The sequence below is a fragment of the Paenibacillus oryzisoli genome (assembly GCF_050467285.1).
Classification (GTDB): domain Bacteria; phylum Bacillota; class Bacilli; order Paenibacillales; family NBRC-103111; genus Paenibacillus_E; species Paenibacillus_E oryzisoli_A.
Window position 1 is genome coordinate 31,529 of record NZ_JBCMUN010000017.1, and the last position, 15,281, is coordinate 46,809.

At 52.8% G+C, this 15,281-nt stretch carries 12 protein-coding genes; 4 read left to right on the plus strand and 8 right to left on the minus strand.

Annotated elements, in window-relative coordinates:
• Positions 1 to 18: 18 nt before the first annotated feature.
• The 5 genes from ABE504_RS25735 to ABE504_RS25755 all read right to left on the minus strand — a co-directional run bounded on the left by ABE504_RS25735 (position 19) and on the right by ABE504_RS25755 (position 7,133).
• The gene (locus tag ABE504_RS25735) at positions 19 to 1,575 is read right to left on the minus strand and encodes an extracellular solute-binding protein (RefSeq protein WP_430094393.1); all 1,557 of its coding nucleotides are present in this window, start codon (positions 1,573 to 1,575) and stop codon (positions 19 to 21) included.
• Between the two features lie 77 nt (positions 1,576 to 1,652).
• A complete protein-coding gene (locus ABE504_RS25740; RefSeq protein ID WP_430094395.1) occupies positions 1,653 to 2,528 on the minus strand; it encodes a carbohydrate ABC transporter permease in 876 nt (291 codons plus the stop codon).
• 11 nt (positions 2,529 to 2,539) lie between these two features.
• Positions 2,540 to 3,499 (minus strand): ABC transporter permease, encoded by a 960-nt coding sequence (locus ABE504_RS25745; protein WP_430094396.1) that lies wholly within the window; start codon positions 3,497 to 3,499, stop codon positions 2,540 to 2,542.
• A 127-nt stretch (positions 3,500 to 3,626) separates the two neighbouring features.
• Entirely contained in the window at positions 3,627 to 5,507 is a 1,881-nt protein-coding gene (locus ABE504_RS25750; protein WP_430094399.1) for a sensor histidine kinase, read from the minus strand.
• A 15-nt stretch (positions 5,508 to 5,522) separates the two neighbouring features.
• The gene (locus ABE504_RS25755) at positions 5,523 to 7,133 is read right to left on the minus strand and encodes a response regulator (protein ID WP_430094401.1); all 1,611 of its coding nucleotides are present in this window, start codon (positions 7,131 to 7,133) and stop codon (positions 5,523 to 5,525) included.
• A gap of 316 nt (positions 7,134 to 7,449) precedes the next feature.
• Between ABE504_RS25755 and ABE504_RS25760 the strand changes: the two genes are divergently transcribed.
• Entirely contained in the window at positions 7,450 to 8,280 is an 831-nt protein-coding gene (locus tag ABE504_RS25760; RefSeq protein ID WP_430094403.1) for a helix-turn-helix domain-containing protein, read from the plus strand.
• A 5-nt stretch (positions 8,281 to 8,285) separates the two neighbouring features.
• Here the strand turns inward: ABE504_RS25760 and ABE504_RS25765 are convergent, their stop codons facing one another.
• Complete coding sequence (locus tag ABE504_RS25765) at positions 8,286 to 9,794, minus strand: FAD-dependent oxidoreductase (RefSeq protein ID WP_430094405.1); 1,509 nt, start codon at positions 9,792 to 9,794, stop codon at positions 8,286 to 8,288.
• A gap of 125 nt (positions 9,795 to 9,919) precedes the next feature.
• Entirely contained in the window at positions 9,920 to 10,972 is a 1,053-nt protein-coding gene (locus tag ABE504_RS25770; protein WP_430094409.1) for a LacI family DNA-binding transcriptional regulator, read from the minus strand.
• A 155-nt stretch (positions 10,973 to 11,127) separates the two neighbouring features.
• On the opposite strand from ABE504_RS25770, the gene ABE504_RS25775 reads away from it, so the two are divergent.
• Both ABE504_RS25775 and ABE504_RS25780 read left to right on the plus strand, forming a co-directional pair.
• Positions 11,128 to 12,525, plus strand: a complete 1,398-nt coding sequence (locus ABE504_RS25775; protein WP_430094486.1) for an FAD-dependent oxidoreductase — start codon at positions 11,128 to 11,130, stop codon at positions 12,523 to 12,525.
• 72 nt (positions 12,526 to 12,597) lie between these two features.
• Positions 12,598 to 13,209, plus strand: coding sequence for an SGNH/GDSL hydrolase family protein (locus ABE504_RS25780; RefSeq protein WP_430094412.1), 612 nt, complete (start codon positions 12,598 to 12,600; stop codon positions 13,207 to 13,209).
• 106 nt (positions 13,210 to 13,315) lie between these two features.
• Here ABE504_RS25780 and ABE504_RS25785 read toward each other — a convergent pair whose 3' ends face one another.
• Positions 13,316 to 14,203, minus strand: a complete 888-nt coding sequence (locus ABE504_RS25785) for a fructose bisphosphate aldolase (RefSeq protein WP_430094415.1) — start codon at positions 14,201 to 14,203, stop codon at positions 13,316 to 13,318.
• Positions 14,204 to 14,392: 189 nt separating this feature from the next.
• Here ABE504_RS25785 and ABE504_RS25790 point away from each other — a divergent pair, with 189 nt between their 5' ends.
• Positions 14,393 to 15,265, plus strand: a complete 873-nt coding sequence (locus ABE504_RS25790; protein WP_430094418.1) for a LysR family transcriptional regulator — start codon at positions 14,393 to 14,395, stop codon at positions 15,263 to 15,265.
• Positions 15,266 to 15,281: the final 16 nt, after the last annotated feature.

Genomic DNA, 15,281 nt, shown 5'->3' on the forward strand with positions numbered 1-15,281 from the left:
CGTCCAGGGCCGTTTGTTTTATTTTTTCACTTTCGCATACCAATCGTTGACTTCTTTATAGCTGGCGTCGCCGCCGGAGGATTTGAATTTCGCGATAAAGGTATCCAGATTGCTCATCTGTTCCGCCCCGAAAATGACCTTCGTCGTAAATTCGTTGGACATCGTGTTGAGCGATTGGAAGTTTTTCGAAAATTCCTGCATGTAAGGCGCATAGCCGAGTTGATCAAGCGCTTTGGATTCGGCAGGAGCCTTCCCATTCATGAAATCCCAGGCTTCAAACAAACGCATATCTTTACGTACACGAGCCTGCCAGTAAATCGGATAGTTTTTGTCGTCGGTACCTGTCAAGAAGTTGTTCGCTTGGTTGCGTTCATCGGTAAAGATCGGTTGAATCGGCGTATATTGACCGTCTTTTAACGTATAATGCTTGTTCTCTTCCCCGATCGCCATTGTTCTGAACGTATCTTTTTCCAGCTTCGCATTCATCCACTTCACAGCGTCTTCCGGATGTTTAGAGGATTTGGGAACGTACGTAATCCGATCAAAGCCTTTTGTCGCAGACAAGCCCATCTTGCCATCCTTGCCTTTCAGGGCTGTGATGAAGCCGGCTTTCGCCGTTGGTACGTTCTTGATGAGCGCATCGTTAATCGCCGGTACATCCGACCAGTTCATCATGATTACGCCGGCCTTGCCGCTTGTAAATTTCTCTTTGGCCGTTGCGTCTTTATTCGCTGCAAACTCCTTGTCGATCAAGCCTTGTTTGAACAAATCACTGACAAAAGCAACATAATCTTTGTACGCAGGATCCAGTACACGCGGTGTCAACTTGCCGTTCACATCGTTCCAGAAGTTCGGCAGGCCGAACGCGCCGGCAATATTGGCGATAAAGGCCGAGTCTCCATTAATGGTCAGCGGGATGTTCTTATCGCCGTTGCCACCTGGATCCTTCTCCTTAAATGCTTTCAAAACAGCGACGAATTCATCCAGCGTCGTCGGGGACTTCATACCCACCTTATCCAGCCAGTCCTGGCGGATGTACAAGCTCGTAGAAACGGAAAGCAGGCTCTTCGTTGGAATCGCGTACAGCTTGCCATCGATTTTAGCTGCTTCCAGCGCCTCAGGGTCGATAGCCGCTTTAATATTCGGACCGTATTTATCAATCAGCGGCCCTAGATCGACAAGTGCGCCTTTTCTCGCATAGTCGGAGTATAGTGCTTTAAAATCAGTACCGCCGCCTGTTGTCACGACATCGTAGGGCTCGCCGGAGGCAATCAAAATATTGAGCTTATCCTGCGCTTTGTCCTGCGGCAGCATATCGTACTGCACTTTATAACCTGTCGCCTGCTCCAGATACTTGGCTACCGGGTATGTGTTGTAGTCATCTTTTTGCCAAATTTGCAGGGCTTTCAGCTCTGGCTTGGGACCAGCCGGCGTAGCGGCTGCAGTTGCCGCTGCCCCTGTAGCAGCAGGTGCGGAGCTGCTCGTGCTGCTGCCGGAGGAACAAGCGACAAGTGAGGAAGCGGAGAGAACCGCTGTGAGTGTGACCAGCATCAGCTTTTTGTTTTTCTTTAACATGCAAAACCCTCCCTAGATATTGTGTGTAATCTTATCATTAAGGCCAAAGCGTTTCCACCCCGGCCGTTAACGCAGTGCTACCCTTTGACGGAACCGATCAACACGCCTTTGACGAAATGCTTCTGCAGGAACGGATACACGAGCAGCATCGGAATGATGGAGGCAATAACCGTTGCCGATCGGATGCCTTCCGGCGAAACATTCATGAGATCGTCCACACTTTTGTTCATGGCCGTCGAACTATCGGCATCCATGACGATATCGCGCAGATACAGTTGAAGTGGTTTCAAACTGGCGTTCGAAATGTACAGCATCGGATGGAAGTAGTCGTTCCAGAAGTAAACTGCATAGAACAGCGCGATGGTCGCGATGACGGGCGTGCTCAGCGGTAAAATAATGCGGAACAGGATCGTGAAGTTGCGTGCCCCGTCCATTTTCGCCGATTCTTCCAAAGCCTCCGGCAGTGATTCGTAATAGCTTTTGATAACCAGCAGGTTGAACACGGAGATGAGTGCCGGCAATATTAATGACCACAAACTATTGATGAGATGAAGCTCTTTCATCAGCAGGTAGTTCGGGATAATACCTCCATTGAACAGCATGGTGAAGATGAATAGGAGCAGAACGAACGGAATGCCAGGCAGATGCCTTTTGGATAATGGATAAGCCGTCAACGCCGTCAGCCCAATCGCAAGCACCGAACCTACGACCATGACGAACAAAGACACCGAAATCGAATGTAAAAATTGACCGGACGAGACCACAAATTTCATCGTGTCGAGTTGAAAACCGACTGGGAAAATGCCTACTTTCCCCGAAATCACGGCGGATTCGTCGCTTAACGCCTTGGACAGCACGTTGGCCATCGGAAGCAGCGTTACGAGTCCGGACAGAATGAGCGCACCGTAGACGCAGACATCCAGGGTCCAATCGCCGAATGTTTTTTTTCTCATAGATGCACCTCCTACCAAATGCTGCGTTTGACTAATTTTTTGCTGAGCTCATTCCCTGCAATGATCAGGATAAAGCCAATCACGGAGTTGAAGAGACCTACAGCTGTGCTAAAGCTGTAATCTTGCTGACCTAGACCTATGCGGTATACGTAAGTACCAATCACATCGCCGCTTTCATAGACAACCGAATTGTACATCGTAAGAATTTGCTCCGTACCTGCATCGAGCAGGTAGCCTAAGCGCAAAATCAGGATCAGGATAATTGTAGGAACGATGCCTGGAAGCGTAATGTACAGCATTTGCCGAAGCCGTCCCGCTCCGTCGATCGATGCCGCTTCGTACTGTTCTTGCTCGATGCCGGCGATGGCGGCGATAAAGATAATGGCATTCCAGCCGGATTCCTTCCAACCGGCGGTAAACACGACTACGCTGCGGAAGAAGTTGTTGTCGAGGAAGAAGGAAATCGGCTTCCCACCGAAAAATACGATGAGATTGTTCACAAGACCGCCGCTCGGGGACAGAATCGTGATGAACAGTCCAGAGATGATGACCCAGGACAGAAAGTGCGGCAGGAAAATCACCGTCTGGATCGTCCGCTTGAACCAGGCTCTTCGCACCTCGTTGAGCAGAAGCGCAACCAGGATAGGAACCGGGAACAACAGCACAAGCTTGTACAAGGAAATGAGCAGCGTGTTGATAAATACCTGCATGAACTCATCGGAATGAATCAGCTTGCTGAACTGTGCCAGTCCAACCCAATCGCTCCCCGCAATTCCGTCAAAAATATTGTAGTCCATGAACGCAATGATAATCCCGTACATCGGGGTGTATTTGAATAAGAGCAAGAATAATAGGCCCGGAACTAGCAGCAAGTACATATCGAAATTGGTCCGAAACAGCTTCCATCTGTTCTTTTTTACTTTCGTCGCTGCGACCTGCCGCAGGTTGTCTGCCGGTGCTGTAACTTCCATCTCACGTTCACCTCCAAGTTGTTATAGCCTTATTATAGAGAGGATCTGAGCCTATCTGTAGATGGTGATCTTTGTGTTTCTGGTACTATTTTATGGTCTTGCGAAAAAGAAAAAGAGCATCTCTCGTTTAAGAGAGATGCTCGGTCAGTGTGATCGGCCGCCGGGTAAACCGCGCCGTTATGGTCGTGCCTTCGCCAAGCTGCGACTCGATGAACAGCCCCTGCGCCTCGCCGGTGAACAGCTTGATGCGCTCGTTGACGTTGTACAGCCCATACGAGCTGCCGGAACCGTCAGACCGCATCGTCGGCCGCGGCTCGGTCAGCAAGCTTTGGGCAAAAGCAGGCTCCATGCCGATGCCGTCGTCGCGCACGGTAAGCGTCAGCTCGTCGCGGTCGATGGCCGCGGTGATCGTAATTTTGCCGGTTTTGCCCTTCGACTTGCGAATGCCGTGCAGGAGCGCATTCTCGACGATCGGCTGAAGCGTCAGCTTCGGAATGGAGAAGACCGATAGCTCCGCTGCTGCATCGGCTCCATCCTCTGACGATCCCGGCGCTTGGATGATGATCGCGAACTCGAAGCTTTTGGGGAAGCGCGTCTGCTGGATTTCCAGATACACTTTCGCCAGCTCCAGCTCATCCGTCACCGTCACAACATCCTTGCCTTTGTTCAGGCTGAGCCTGAAATATTTGGCCAAGCTGTCGATCATATGGGAGATGTCCTGGGCGCCGCGGCCGATGGCAATCCAATTAATCGTATCGAGCGTATTGTACAGGAAGTGCGGATTAATTTGTGCTTGCAGCGCGCGCAGTTGCGCTTCCCGTTCCTGTACCTTGGTGATGTACGTCTCTTCCATCAAATCACGGACGCGGTGAATGAGATGATCCACGCTTTTTTCCAACACCTTGAAATCCCCGATTGCCGTCGTGCCGCTGCGGTCCTCCAGTCCTTCCAAACCTTCCCGTTTGATCGCTCTAATGACCGTCTGCACCCTGCGATTCATCCCCTGCACGATAAACGCCATCAGGATAAAGACGAGAATCAAGAACAGGACCGTAACCCCGGTCAACGTCGCCACACTGGAAAATTGGTTGAGTGACACCGCACGCGAATTGATGCCCTTCTTCGGCACCTCAGCGACCAGCTTCCAGCCCGTCGCCTCGATTGTTGTATACACAACGTAAAGCTGCTGGTTTTCTTCTTCAATCGGGGAAACGCCTTCCGCGTTCGCTTGGACGGCATGCAGGACTGCGGCAGAGCTTAGCTTCGTACCTAGGAGCTTTTTGTCGCTATGCAGCACAATTTTGCCGTCCGGCGCCAGCATATAGACGGTCTGATCCTTGTTTAACTGGATGGTCGACAGAATGCTGTCCACCTGCCGAACGTCCATATCAACGGACAGGACGCCGGGCAAAATATCGTAGTGATCGGGATCTCGCAGCATGCGAAGATTAGAAAAAATATACGTTTCCCCAACGTCGATATAATTTTCCAAATACGCACCTGTCCAGGTCATCATTCCGCCCGCCTCGGCGATCTCTCCGTACCATGGCTTGGACTGGATGCTATCGAGCGGAAAGAAGTTGATTTTTTCATGGGAGAACAACTTATCTTCATCCACATAGATGCGCACCCGATATACATTGAGGTTGGTTTTCGCATTATCGGTAATGTATCTAAGCTCCTTTAAAGCATCCAGCTGATCAGCCGGTGTAGCCGCAACCCTCAAATATTTCAGCAAGTTCGGATTGGTGAACAGCGAATTGGACGTGTCGCGAATCGAGTTGAACTGATGATCCAGGTTGATCTCCGCCTGCTTGAGCGTCTGCAGCATCGTGCGCGTCACTTCTTCTTCGAGAATGTGCGAATACCGCTGCGAATACAAATACAGAAAGATCGAAGCCGGTATGATGATCAGCACAGCATAGGCAACGAGCCACAGCCTGGCCGCCATCGCTCCCCTAAAAATCAACGAGAGGTAGTTCCAGTTAATTGTCTTGAATGGTCTCATGCGGATCGACCGCCTTTACATAACTTGTTCGCGAAACGTGCTGGGGCTGTAGCCGGTATATTTTTTGAAGATTTTACTGAAATAACTCGGGTCCGAATAGCCGACCGCATAGCACACCTCATAGAACTTGGTGCCGGGGTCCTTCAGCATCTCCTTCGCTTTCTCAATGCGCACCTTCGTCATATATTCGTTGATCGTTTCGCCGGTTTCCTGCTTGAAGAGCAGACATAAGTACGTCGTGGATAAAAAGACTTCCCCCGCCAAGTCGCCGACCTGCAGGTTCTCGGCATAGCGCTGCTCGATCAAGCTCTTCGTACGTTCGATAACATTATTCGCCTTGCCGCTGCGCTTCTCGCCGATTCGGTGGCACACGTCATTCAGATAGGCGGCAACGAGCATCCGCAGCTCTTCGAGCGTCTCCTGTTCAAATACGTTGGACATGTGCCCGGTTTCCCGGCTTTCATTATTTCGAATACCGACCTCAAGGAGAATTCGATTGGCCAGCAGGAGCAGCTGCAAGCTCACGTTGCGCCCGTAAGCAATGCCATCCGAGCGATTGTGCAGCAACGACTGATAGATCGCTTGAAGCTCCTCGTCCACCTTTGCGGTGTCCGCCGCTTTCAGGGCGGAGCTCATCCGTTCGTTTTGCGATGGATCGTAGCGGTAGGCGCCGTCTTCGTCGTGCTCCAGGTTGTCCATGGAGATGATCTGATTTTTACCGAGGAACCACCGCTGGTCCGCGGCTTCCCGTGCTTGGGTATAGGAGTTGGGAAGCGCACTGAGCAGCTTCGTGCGCTCGCCGACGCCGATTGTGACACTGATTTTGAGATAGCGATGGAGGCTGTCCCGTACCTCTTCCGCCAGCTTGAACAGCTGGTTCTCCTGGTCTTCTTCCTCCGTCATGCGCAAAATACCGACGAACTCGCCAAGCTGATGCTCGAAGACGTAGCCGCCGATTTCGCGGTCGATAAGCTCTTGCACGATATTGACGACCGAGTAAGCCAGGAGCTGTTGATCCCGCTCTGAGCGCGTCTGCGCGATCTCGCTGGCGTTATCGATCCGAATGGCGATGACCATGTAGGCGCCTTCCAACGGCAGGTTCAGACCAAGGAAATCGATCCGGTCCTGCATGCGCGCAGGGCTGAGCAAATTCTCGCGAATGAGCCCCATGAGGAACTTCTCCCGCAGCAGCGGCATGCTCTGCGTCAGCTTGTACTGCATCTCGCTGATCAGCCTGCGCTCTTCCCGCTCCGCATCCAGCTGGCTGACGATCTTCTCAATCACATGACCGAGTTCAGCCAGATTGACCGGTTTGAACATATAATCCACGGCTTTCACCTTCAGTGCCGATTTCAAATATTCTGCGTCGTCGTGCCCGCTGATGAAGACGATTTTCATATGGGGAAACCGCTCGCTGAGCTGATTCGACATTTGAATGCCATCCATCGCGGGCATGCGCACATCGGTCAGCACAATGTCCGGCATTTCGCGCTCCACAACCTCTAGACCGGTATCTCCATCGTCCGCCTCGCCGACGACTTCAATGCCATAAGCAGCCCAATCGACGTAATGGCACAATCCGTAGCGAACTGTCGGCTCATCGTCGACAATGACTAGTTTGTACACGCTGCAACCACTCCTTTATGCGCAGTTCGTTTCCTCTATTATAGCTGTGTTGCCCAGCGGCACCATAGGAGCATCTTATGATTTCTGGTGGATTCTTTAAGTTGGTGGTTCCGCCCCTATGAAAAACTGCAAATAAGTCCTTCGACATGTCGAAGGACTTATGCTGATCTACCCGCACAACGCCATTCGGCGGGTCTATGTATAGAAAAAAGCTCCGCTTATTCGCGAACCGCATCTCTTTCCCCTGTTTCTTGCTTTGAAGAAACGATATAATCGGAGCAGAATAGCTTGCAATTGTGAGGAGGAAGTCCCCCCCATGACAAAGTCAGTTCTTCACCAGTCCTGCGTCATTTATGCTAATTATTTCACACACACAAAGCCCCATGCTGTTAAGTATAAAGATGGATTGAATTTCTACCTGTTTCGGCTTCAGGCAGAAGGCACTTGTCGCGCGCTGGTGAAAGGAAAATACGAAACCATCATCCCCGGCGATCTGCTTATCTACTCTCCCGAAGAGCCGTACGAACTGGACGTTCATCCACGACGCGCTCCAGATGCGGACACGGTTCAGCCCGTCGGAGACTTTTTCCTGATTGGCAAAGGAGAATGGCTGGATTCGTGGTGGAGAAACAAGGACCTGCCAACCAGAACGAATATCGGTTTTGACGATACGGTCATTACCCTTTGGAAGCATATTATCCGCGAAAAGCAAAAAGTTATGCAGAACCAGGAAGAGATCATGGACTATCTTTTAAGAACGCTTTGTTTGACGTTGGAACAAGTCATTCAAATTAAGCAGAGAACCAAGGGGGCAGATACGGCATATAAACTTAAGCTATTCATTGAAAATCATGCCAGCGAACCTATCAATTTGGAACAAATATCGGCTTCCGTCGGATTAAGCGTATCTCGCTGTTCGTTTCTATTCAAAGCCGCCTTCGGCCAGTCGCTGTTCGCTTACTGTATTGACGTCAGGCTGAAGCTTTCACAGCAGCAAGTGCTCTATAGCAATCTTGCACTGGAGCAAATTGCCGAAAATACAGGCTTCCAGAACTATCCCCACTTCTGCCGAGCGTTTCGTGACCGATTTGGACATCCCCCCGGGGAATATCGACGTAAATTCGGATTCCGGTTCAATCATGATTAATGTTGTCAGTCGGCTTTTGTAGCTAATACCTGCTTCTCTTGAACGAGTACAGCATGTAGCTGTTCATAGCTTACATTCTGAACGATGCCGTCCCCATCCAGCGCAAGTGCGGCTGCTGTCGCCGCGGATTGCCCCAGAATCATAAATACGGGCTCCATCCGGATCGAGCCATAGGCTGCATGAGTAGCGGAAACACAGACTGGGACAATGAGATTGGTGCACTCTGTCCGTTTTGGTACAAGCGCCCGATAACTGATCGGATAAGGCGCTTGTAATTTCACATAGAATCCGCCTTCCGTACTGACATGTCCTTCATCGTTTACATAGTATTGGGTGTGGTGGGAATCCATAGCGTAAGAGCCCATTCCAACGGAGTCCGGCACCGGGCGATCCAACTTAACCACATGCTCTGTCACCACATAATCGCTAATCATTCTACGGGATTCTCTGACATACAGTTGGGGAGTCCAATGGCCGGTTTCGATAAACTCATCCAACGGCAGACCCCACGGCTTGTATACCGCCCGAATGTCCTCAGGCACCCTCGGATGATTCTGGATAGTCCACACGTAACCTTGCTGATAGATGCGGTGGGCATTCCAAATCTCTTCTCGGGTGCGGTAATCCGCTTCCGCAAATCTATGATTCATTCCGTTGTAATCTGTAGAAATACCGCTGTTGTTATTGGAATCTGTCTTATCTGGTGTTACCCGGTTCAATTTAAAAAATTTAGAGCATTGCCCTTGCTCAATAGCGCGGAACAAAATTTCATAATCGCCTTCGTCATACCCCTCAGGCTTTTCAATCTCCAGACGATTGTCCGGATTGTTCGTTAAACACATGCGGAAATTATAGGCTTGAAGCTTGTTGTCCCCATCGCCAAAATTTCCCCCCCGGTCCGGATTAACACGCAAAAGCAAACCGCTCGAAGGCACTCCTTTGATTACATACGGGTCGATACCGCTGGGAAGTTCATTAAGTTCATCTCCGGGATGAATGCCGTTTAATGTCTCCCCGTATTGTGAATTGGACTCCCGGCCGATAAAATAGGATACGCCCGATTTGCCCATCAAATCTCCTTCGTAAGTAGCGTCGATAAATATCCGGCCACTATACACATTTCCGGATTCCATAAGGATGGAGACGATATTTGATCCTTGCTTGATCACCCCGTCCTTTAGTTCGAGCCTTTCCCCGTAAATCACTTCGATGTTGTTTTCCGCTATAAGCTCTTGCAAAACTTCTAGCGCTACCTTGGGTTCAAACAGCCAGCGAACCCCGTCTTCCGAATATTTCCGGGCTACCCGCCGGTAAAACTCCAGGGCCAATCCTCCGATGGCCTCCTTCATCCCTACATCCGTATCTCCGAGACCTCCGGTAGTCAATCCCCCGATCCGCTGACTTGGCTCGATCACCACTACGCTTTTACCCATTTTTTTAGCTTGTATAGCGGCAATAATACCTGCCGCCGTCCCACCGTAAATTACAATATCATACTGTTCATCCTGTTTCATATTCATCCTCCTCCATCATGTTCTCGCTTACAACCACAATTATAAAACGATGACCAATCTGACGAGAATGATGAATCTTCCTTTCCACTTGATAAATCTTACTGTTTTTCAAAATAGTTGTATTCTCAGGTTACGGGCGATATGCCTGGTGCGGCGGTCGTCTCCCCTGTGAAAAAATCACCCTGTATGCGAATATGCTCATACGGCAGCGTTGGGTTGGCGATCCGCCACAGCATGCGGTCCGCCGCCCTGTACCCCGTCTCGCTGATCGGCAGCAGCGGGCGGGTAAACAGCGGGAGCGTGTCCGGCTGCTCGTTCAGCAGGCCGACGAGCGAAATATCTTCGGGCACACGGAGGCCCAGCTCCCGGCATGCCGCATAGACGTCGGCGACCTCGCCGTCGACGCCGCACAGGATGGCGCTCGGACGATGCGCCTGGATTCGTTCGCGGAGCTCGCTGCGCAGCCGCTCCGATCCTTGCCGCTCGCCCGTGGAGTGCAGCGCGGGATCTGTTGCGATGCCGGAGAGCCGCATCGCATAGTCAAAAGCTTGCCAGCGCAGCACGAACCCGCGCTGCACATACGTGGTGCCCACGTACATGATGCGTTCGTGGCCAAGGCTTCTTAGGTGTGCGACGGCTTGGCATGTCGCCTCATAGACGTCCCAGATCACGCTGTCGATCTTGACGCCGGACGGCGGGAAGCTGAGCAGGATGCGCGGCACCGGCAGTTCGAACAATGGCCGCTCCCAGGTCTGCGGCAAAATGCTCGGTGCGATAAACACGCCGTCCGCATAATGCACGTCGTTCTCTTCGAGCCAGCCGGCCATCGCCTCCTCGCGGATCGCTTTGGGCAGCTGCAGCAGCTCGATTCGGTGGCCGAACGAGAAGAAGCGGTCCTGCAGCCCCTGCAGCAATCGGACGTTGTAAGGAACGGACTCCGCGGTTTGGATGAGCAGAAAACGCATGCGTTCACTCGGATATGGCGCGATGTGGTCGAGCCGCAGGCTGCGGATCTGATCCATCGTATAGTAGCCGAGCTTCTCGGCGGTCAGTACGATGAGCTGGCGGGTCGCCTCGGACATGCCGGGCTTGCCTTTGAGCGCTTTGGAGACGGTCTGGACCGTTATGCCCAGCTCTCGGGCAATCGTGCGCAGCGTGACGGACTTGCGGACAGGCATAGCGGGATACCTCCTTCTTCGATGCGTGTTCTTTTTCTCATCATAGCATGCGCAATTTTTACGTTAAACAAAAATTAAACTAGTTCCTTAGGTTGCGGCTTCTATAATGAGAAGCAAGACAGCTATTTCAAGGAGGACGAAATGTTATGACAAATATGAAAACTACCGTTACGATTCCCGCTCAGCAGCTTGCGGTCAGTTATACCCCCGATGTCGTCGTCATCGGCGGCGGCGCCACGGGCGTTGCCGCTGCGATTGCGGCAGCGCGGGAGGGCGCAGACACGTTGCTGATCGAGCAGCGGGGTTATCTCGGCGGCATGGGAACCGCAGCATTGGTGCCGGCTTTTTGCCCTTATACGGATGGAGAGAAACCGGTCATCCGGGGCATTGGCCTCGACCTGCTCGAGAAGATGAAACAGGCGGCAGGGCCGAATTTTCTGGAGCGGTACAAAGAGCTGCTCGATTGGGTGCCGATCGACGTTGAGACGCTGAAGCGCGTCTACGATGCCGAAGTGCTCGCGAGCGGCGCAAAGGTGCTGTTCCACACGGTCGCGGATCAAGTGCTCCTGGACGGCGACCGCATCAGCGGCATCGTGATTTCCAACAAGACGGGTCGCTCGGTCGTCCAAGCGAAGCTGTACATCGACGCTTCCGGCGATGCGGATTTGGCGGCACTGGCCGGCGTGCCGTTCCAAGTCGGCGGCGAGCAAGGTGAGCTGCAGCCGGGCACGATGTGCTATGTCGTGACAGGCGCAGATAAGGCGCGGTACGACCAGTACTTGAAGGAAAGCGGCCACCATCCGCAACAGGAAGAGCTCGTATCGGAAGCGCAGCGGAACGGCGATCTGCCCGAAGGCCGCAAGCGCATCTCCGGCAAAGCGTGGATTACGGATAGCGTTGTCGGTTTTAATTTCGGGCATATTTTTGGCATCGACGGGACCAAAGCGGAAGATTTGACGCGCGCAGCGATTGAGGGGCGGCAGTTGATTGAGACGCAGATCCGCTTTTTGAAAAAATATGTGCCTGGCTTTGAGAACATCGTGCTCGTCCACTCCGGCGATCAGATCGGCATTCGCGAAACCCGCCGGATTCAAGGAGATTACACGCTCGTTGTCGAAGATTTCTTATCGATGCGCACGTTTGAAGACGACATCGCCCGCAACTCGTACTTCATCGACATCCACCTCGCCAATGCAGGGGCGGCTATGACGATCAAGCACTTGCCCAAAGGCAAGTCGCACGGCGTCCCTTACCGCTGCATGCTGCCGCAGGGCAGGTCGAACCTGATCGTGGCGGGACGCTCCGTGTCGTCCGACCGGCCTGTGCAAGGCTCGCTGCGCGTCATGCCGAACTGCTTCGCCATGGGCGAAGCCGCAGGCATCGCCGCGGCGATGGCGGGCGCGGACGACACAGGCTTCCGCGACATCTCGGTGCCGGAGCTGCAGCGCAGACTCGTCGCGCACGGCGCGTGGCTGGGCGAGCGCCCGGGGCAGGCGGACGTAGAACAGGAAGTCGCCGCGAGCGATGTGACGTTTGAGGCGGAGTGCAAGTAGGCTTGACTTGGCTTGGCTTGGCTTGGCGAGCGATCGAGGCGCAGGACAGGAATTAAAGGAGATGCATTCGGCATGAGCAGCAAATGGACAGGAAAATCCTGGGGCACCCTCGGGGACAGTATTACCGAAGCCGGCGGCTACCAGCCGCTGGTGCAAGCGGAGCTGGGCTTCGCGCGCGTCATGAACTACGGTCGCAGCGGCTGTCCGATGACCGCTGGCGGTGACCGTGATTATGGCGCAACGACTCACGTGGGTAAAGAAATCGACACGACGCTGGATTGCGTCACGATTTTTGCCGGCGTCAACGATTTCCGCCTGGATAAACCGATCGGTGAACTGGGAACGGACGATATTTATACATTTTATGGGGCGTATGCTTCAGTCATTGAGGATATTTTGACGAAAAATCCGGCCTGCCGGCTGAGTCTCTGGACACCGCTGCAGCGGGATAAAGACCAGTATGACATTTTCTATGTCAATGCGGCAGGACACCGGCTGTCCGACTACGCGGACGCGGTTGTCGCGATCGGGCGCCGCTATGCGCTGCCCGTGCTCAATTTGTATGCAGAGAGCGGGTTCACGAAGCTGACGATGGCGCATTTTACGTCGGATGGGCTGCATCCGAATGAGACAGGGCACAGGCGAATCGCAGATATGGTCGTACCGTTTCTGAATCGGTTATAGGAGGTGCCGTTCCCTTTCATCGTTAGGCCACTTGGCTGCATTGGGGGCTGCCCGAGAACGCACAAAGCCCGCGCTAGGGATAGCGCGGGCTTTGCTATTGTCTCGTTTAGGAGATCGATGCCTCGTAGATGGATTGAATGGTGCCAGCCAGCACCTCGTTGAATTGCTCATCCGACTGTTGATCGGACAGGCCTTCCGCCAAGGCGCGCGAGAAGCTGGCAATCAGGCCGTGATTGCGAGCCAGCCGCTCATTGGCTTCTTCCCGCTCATATCCGCCGGACAGTGCGACTACGCGAGCAACATGCGGCTCGTCCATCAGTTCGCGATAGAGATTGTCTTCGCTTGGGATCGACAGTTTCAGCATCACCGTCACGTCAGGTGCAAGAGCGGATAACTGTCCCAGAATTTCCTCCTTCAAGATGCGTTCCGATTCACTTTTATCCGCGCTGTGAATATCGACTTCGGGCTCGATGATCGGCACAAGTCCTGCAGCCCAAATTTGCTTGCCGATTTCAAACTGCTGCTCCACGACTTTCCGAATGCTATCCGGATTCGCCTCATAAATGACGGAACGCATTTTTGTTCCGAAGACGCCGCGCTCCACTGCCCGCCGAAGCAGATCGTCCAGATCCGGCATCGGTTTTAGCAGCTGCACGCCGCCGTCTTTGTCCGCCAGTCCCTTGTCGACTTTCAGGAAAGGCACGATGCCTTTTTTCTCCCACAAATACTCTGCCGTAAACAGTCCGTCGATCTTCCGATCCATCGTGTTCTCGAACAGAATAGCCCCTAGGATGTATTCGGAGTTAAACGCAGGGCTCTTGATAATGCGCGTCCTCATTGCGTGCACCATGGCAAACATCTCTTCATCGCCAGAATACCGACTCGGTTCGATGCCGTATTGCTGCAAAGCTTTCGGCGTACTCCCGCCACTTTGATCCAGTGCTGCGATAAAGCCTTGACCCTTGCGAATGCGTTCCAACTGCTTTTCGTTCATGTCGGAGCTCCTCTCTGAACTGCTTTTTCTTCATTGTACCTCTGCCGGGCAAGCATCGCAAATGTGCAGGATAGCCCGGTGGATTCACGGCAGTTCATACATCTTTAGCACCCTGACGCGACCATCTTGCGGGAAACGGGAGATCGTGGTAAAGTGTTTGGAACTTGAGGATGGAGCGGGGGAAAGCCGGTGGAATTAACGTATTTAAAAACCTTTCGCGAGGTTGCAAAATGGAGAAGCCTCACCAAAGCCGCGGAGACGCTGGGTTACGCTCAGTCCAGTGTGACAACGCAAATTCAGAAGCTGGAAGAATCTTACGGCGCGGTCTTGATCGAACGATTCGGGAGAACCATGAAGCTGACGATGGCCGGCGAGGCGCTGCTGCAATACGCGAACGACATCAATCGCCTGCACGAAGAATCCAAAGAAGTCGTAGCCAGGCAGTCCAAGGGAACCCTTTCAATCGGCACGATCGAAACGCTGGCTTCGTTTTTTCTGCCGCCGTTTCTGCAGGCGTACCGCGGCACTTACCCCGATGTTCATGTCATGATTCAGCCTGGGAACGAGCCCTACATCATCGAGTCGGTCAAAAATGGGACGCTGGATGTCGGCATTATTCTGGATCCTCCGTTTCGCGATCCGGAGCTTGAATGCGTCATGCTGAGGGAGGAGCCGCTGGTTATCGTTGCGAGTCCCGATCATCGATTCGCCGGACAGAGCGAAGTTCGCGCCGAAGATTTGGCGCATGAATCCTTGATTTTGACGGAAGACGGATGTACGTACCGCGCTATGCTACTTAAAGTTTTGAAGGAGCAGCAAGTCAGTTGCAAGCTTTCTTACGAATTCGGCAACCTGGAAACGATCAAGCAATGCGTCAATTATGGGCTCGGCGTTGCGCTGCTGCCCCGGATTACGGTGGCCGAGGAAATTCGCAAAGGGCAGGTCGCGGCGATTCCTTTTCAGCATCCCGACTGCCAGTTCTACACCCAACTCATTTACGCAAAGAAAAAATGGAAACCGAAAGCTTTTCTCGGATTCATCGAGCTGGTTAGCGGTACTTAGGGGAGCTGTAGTATCA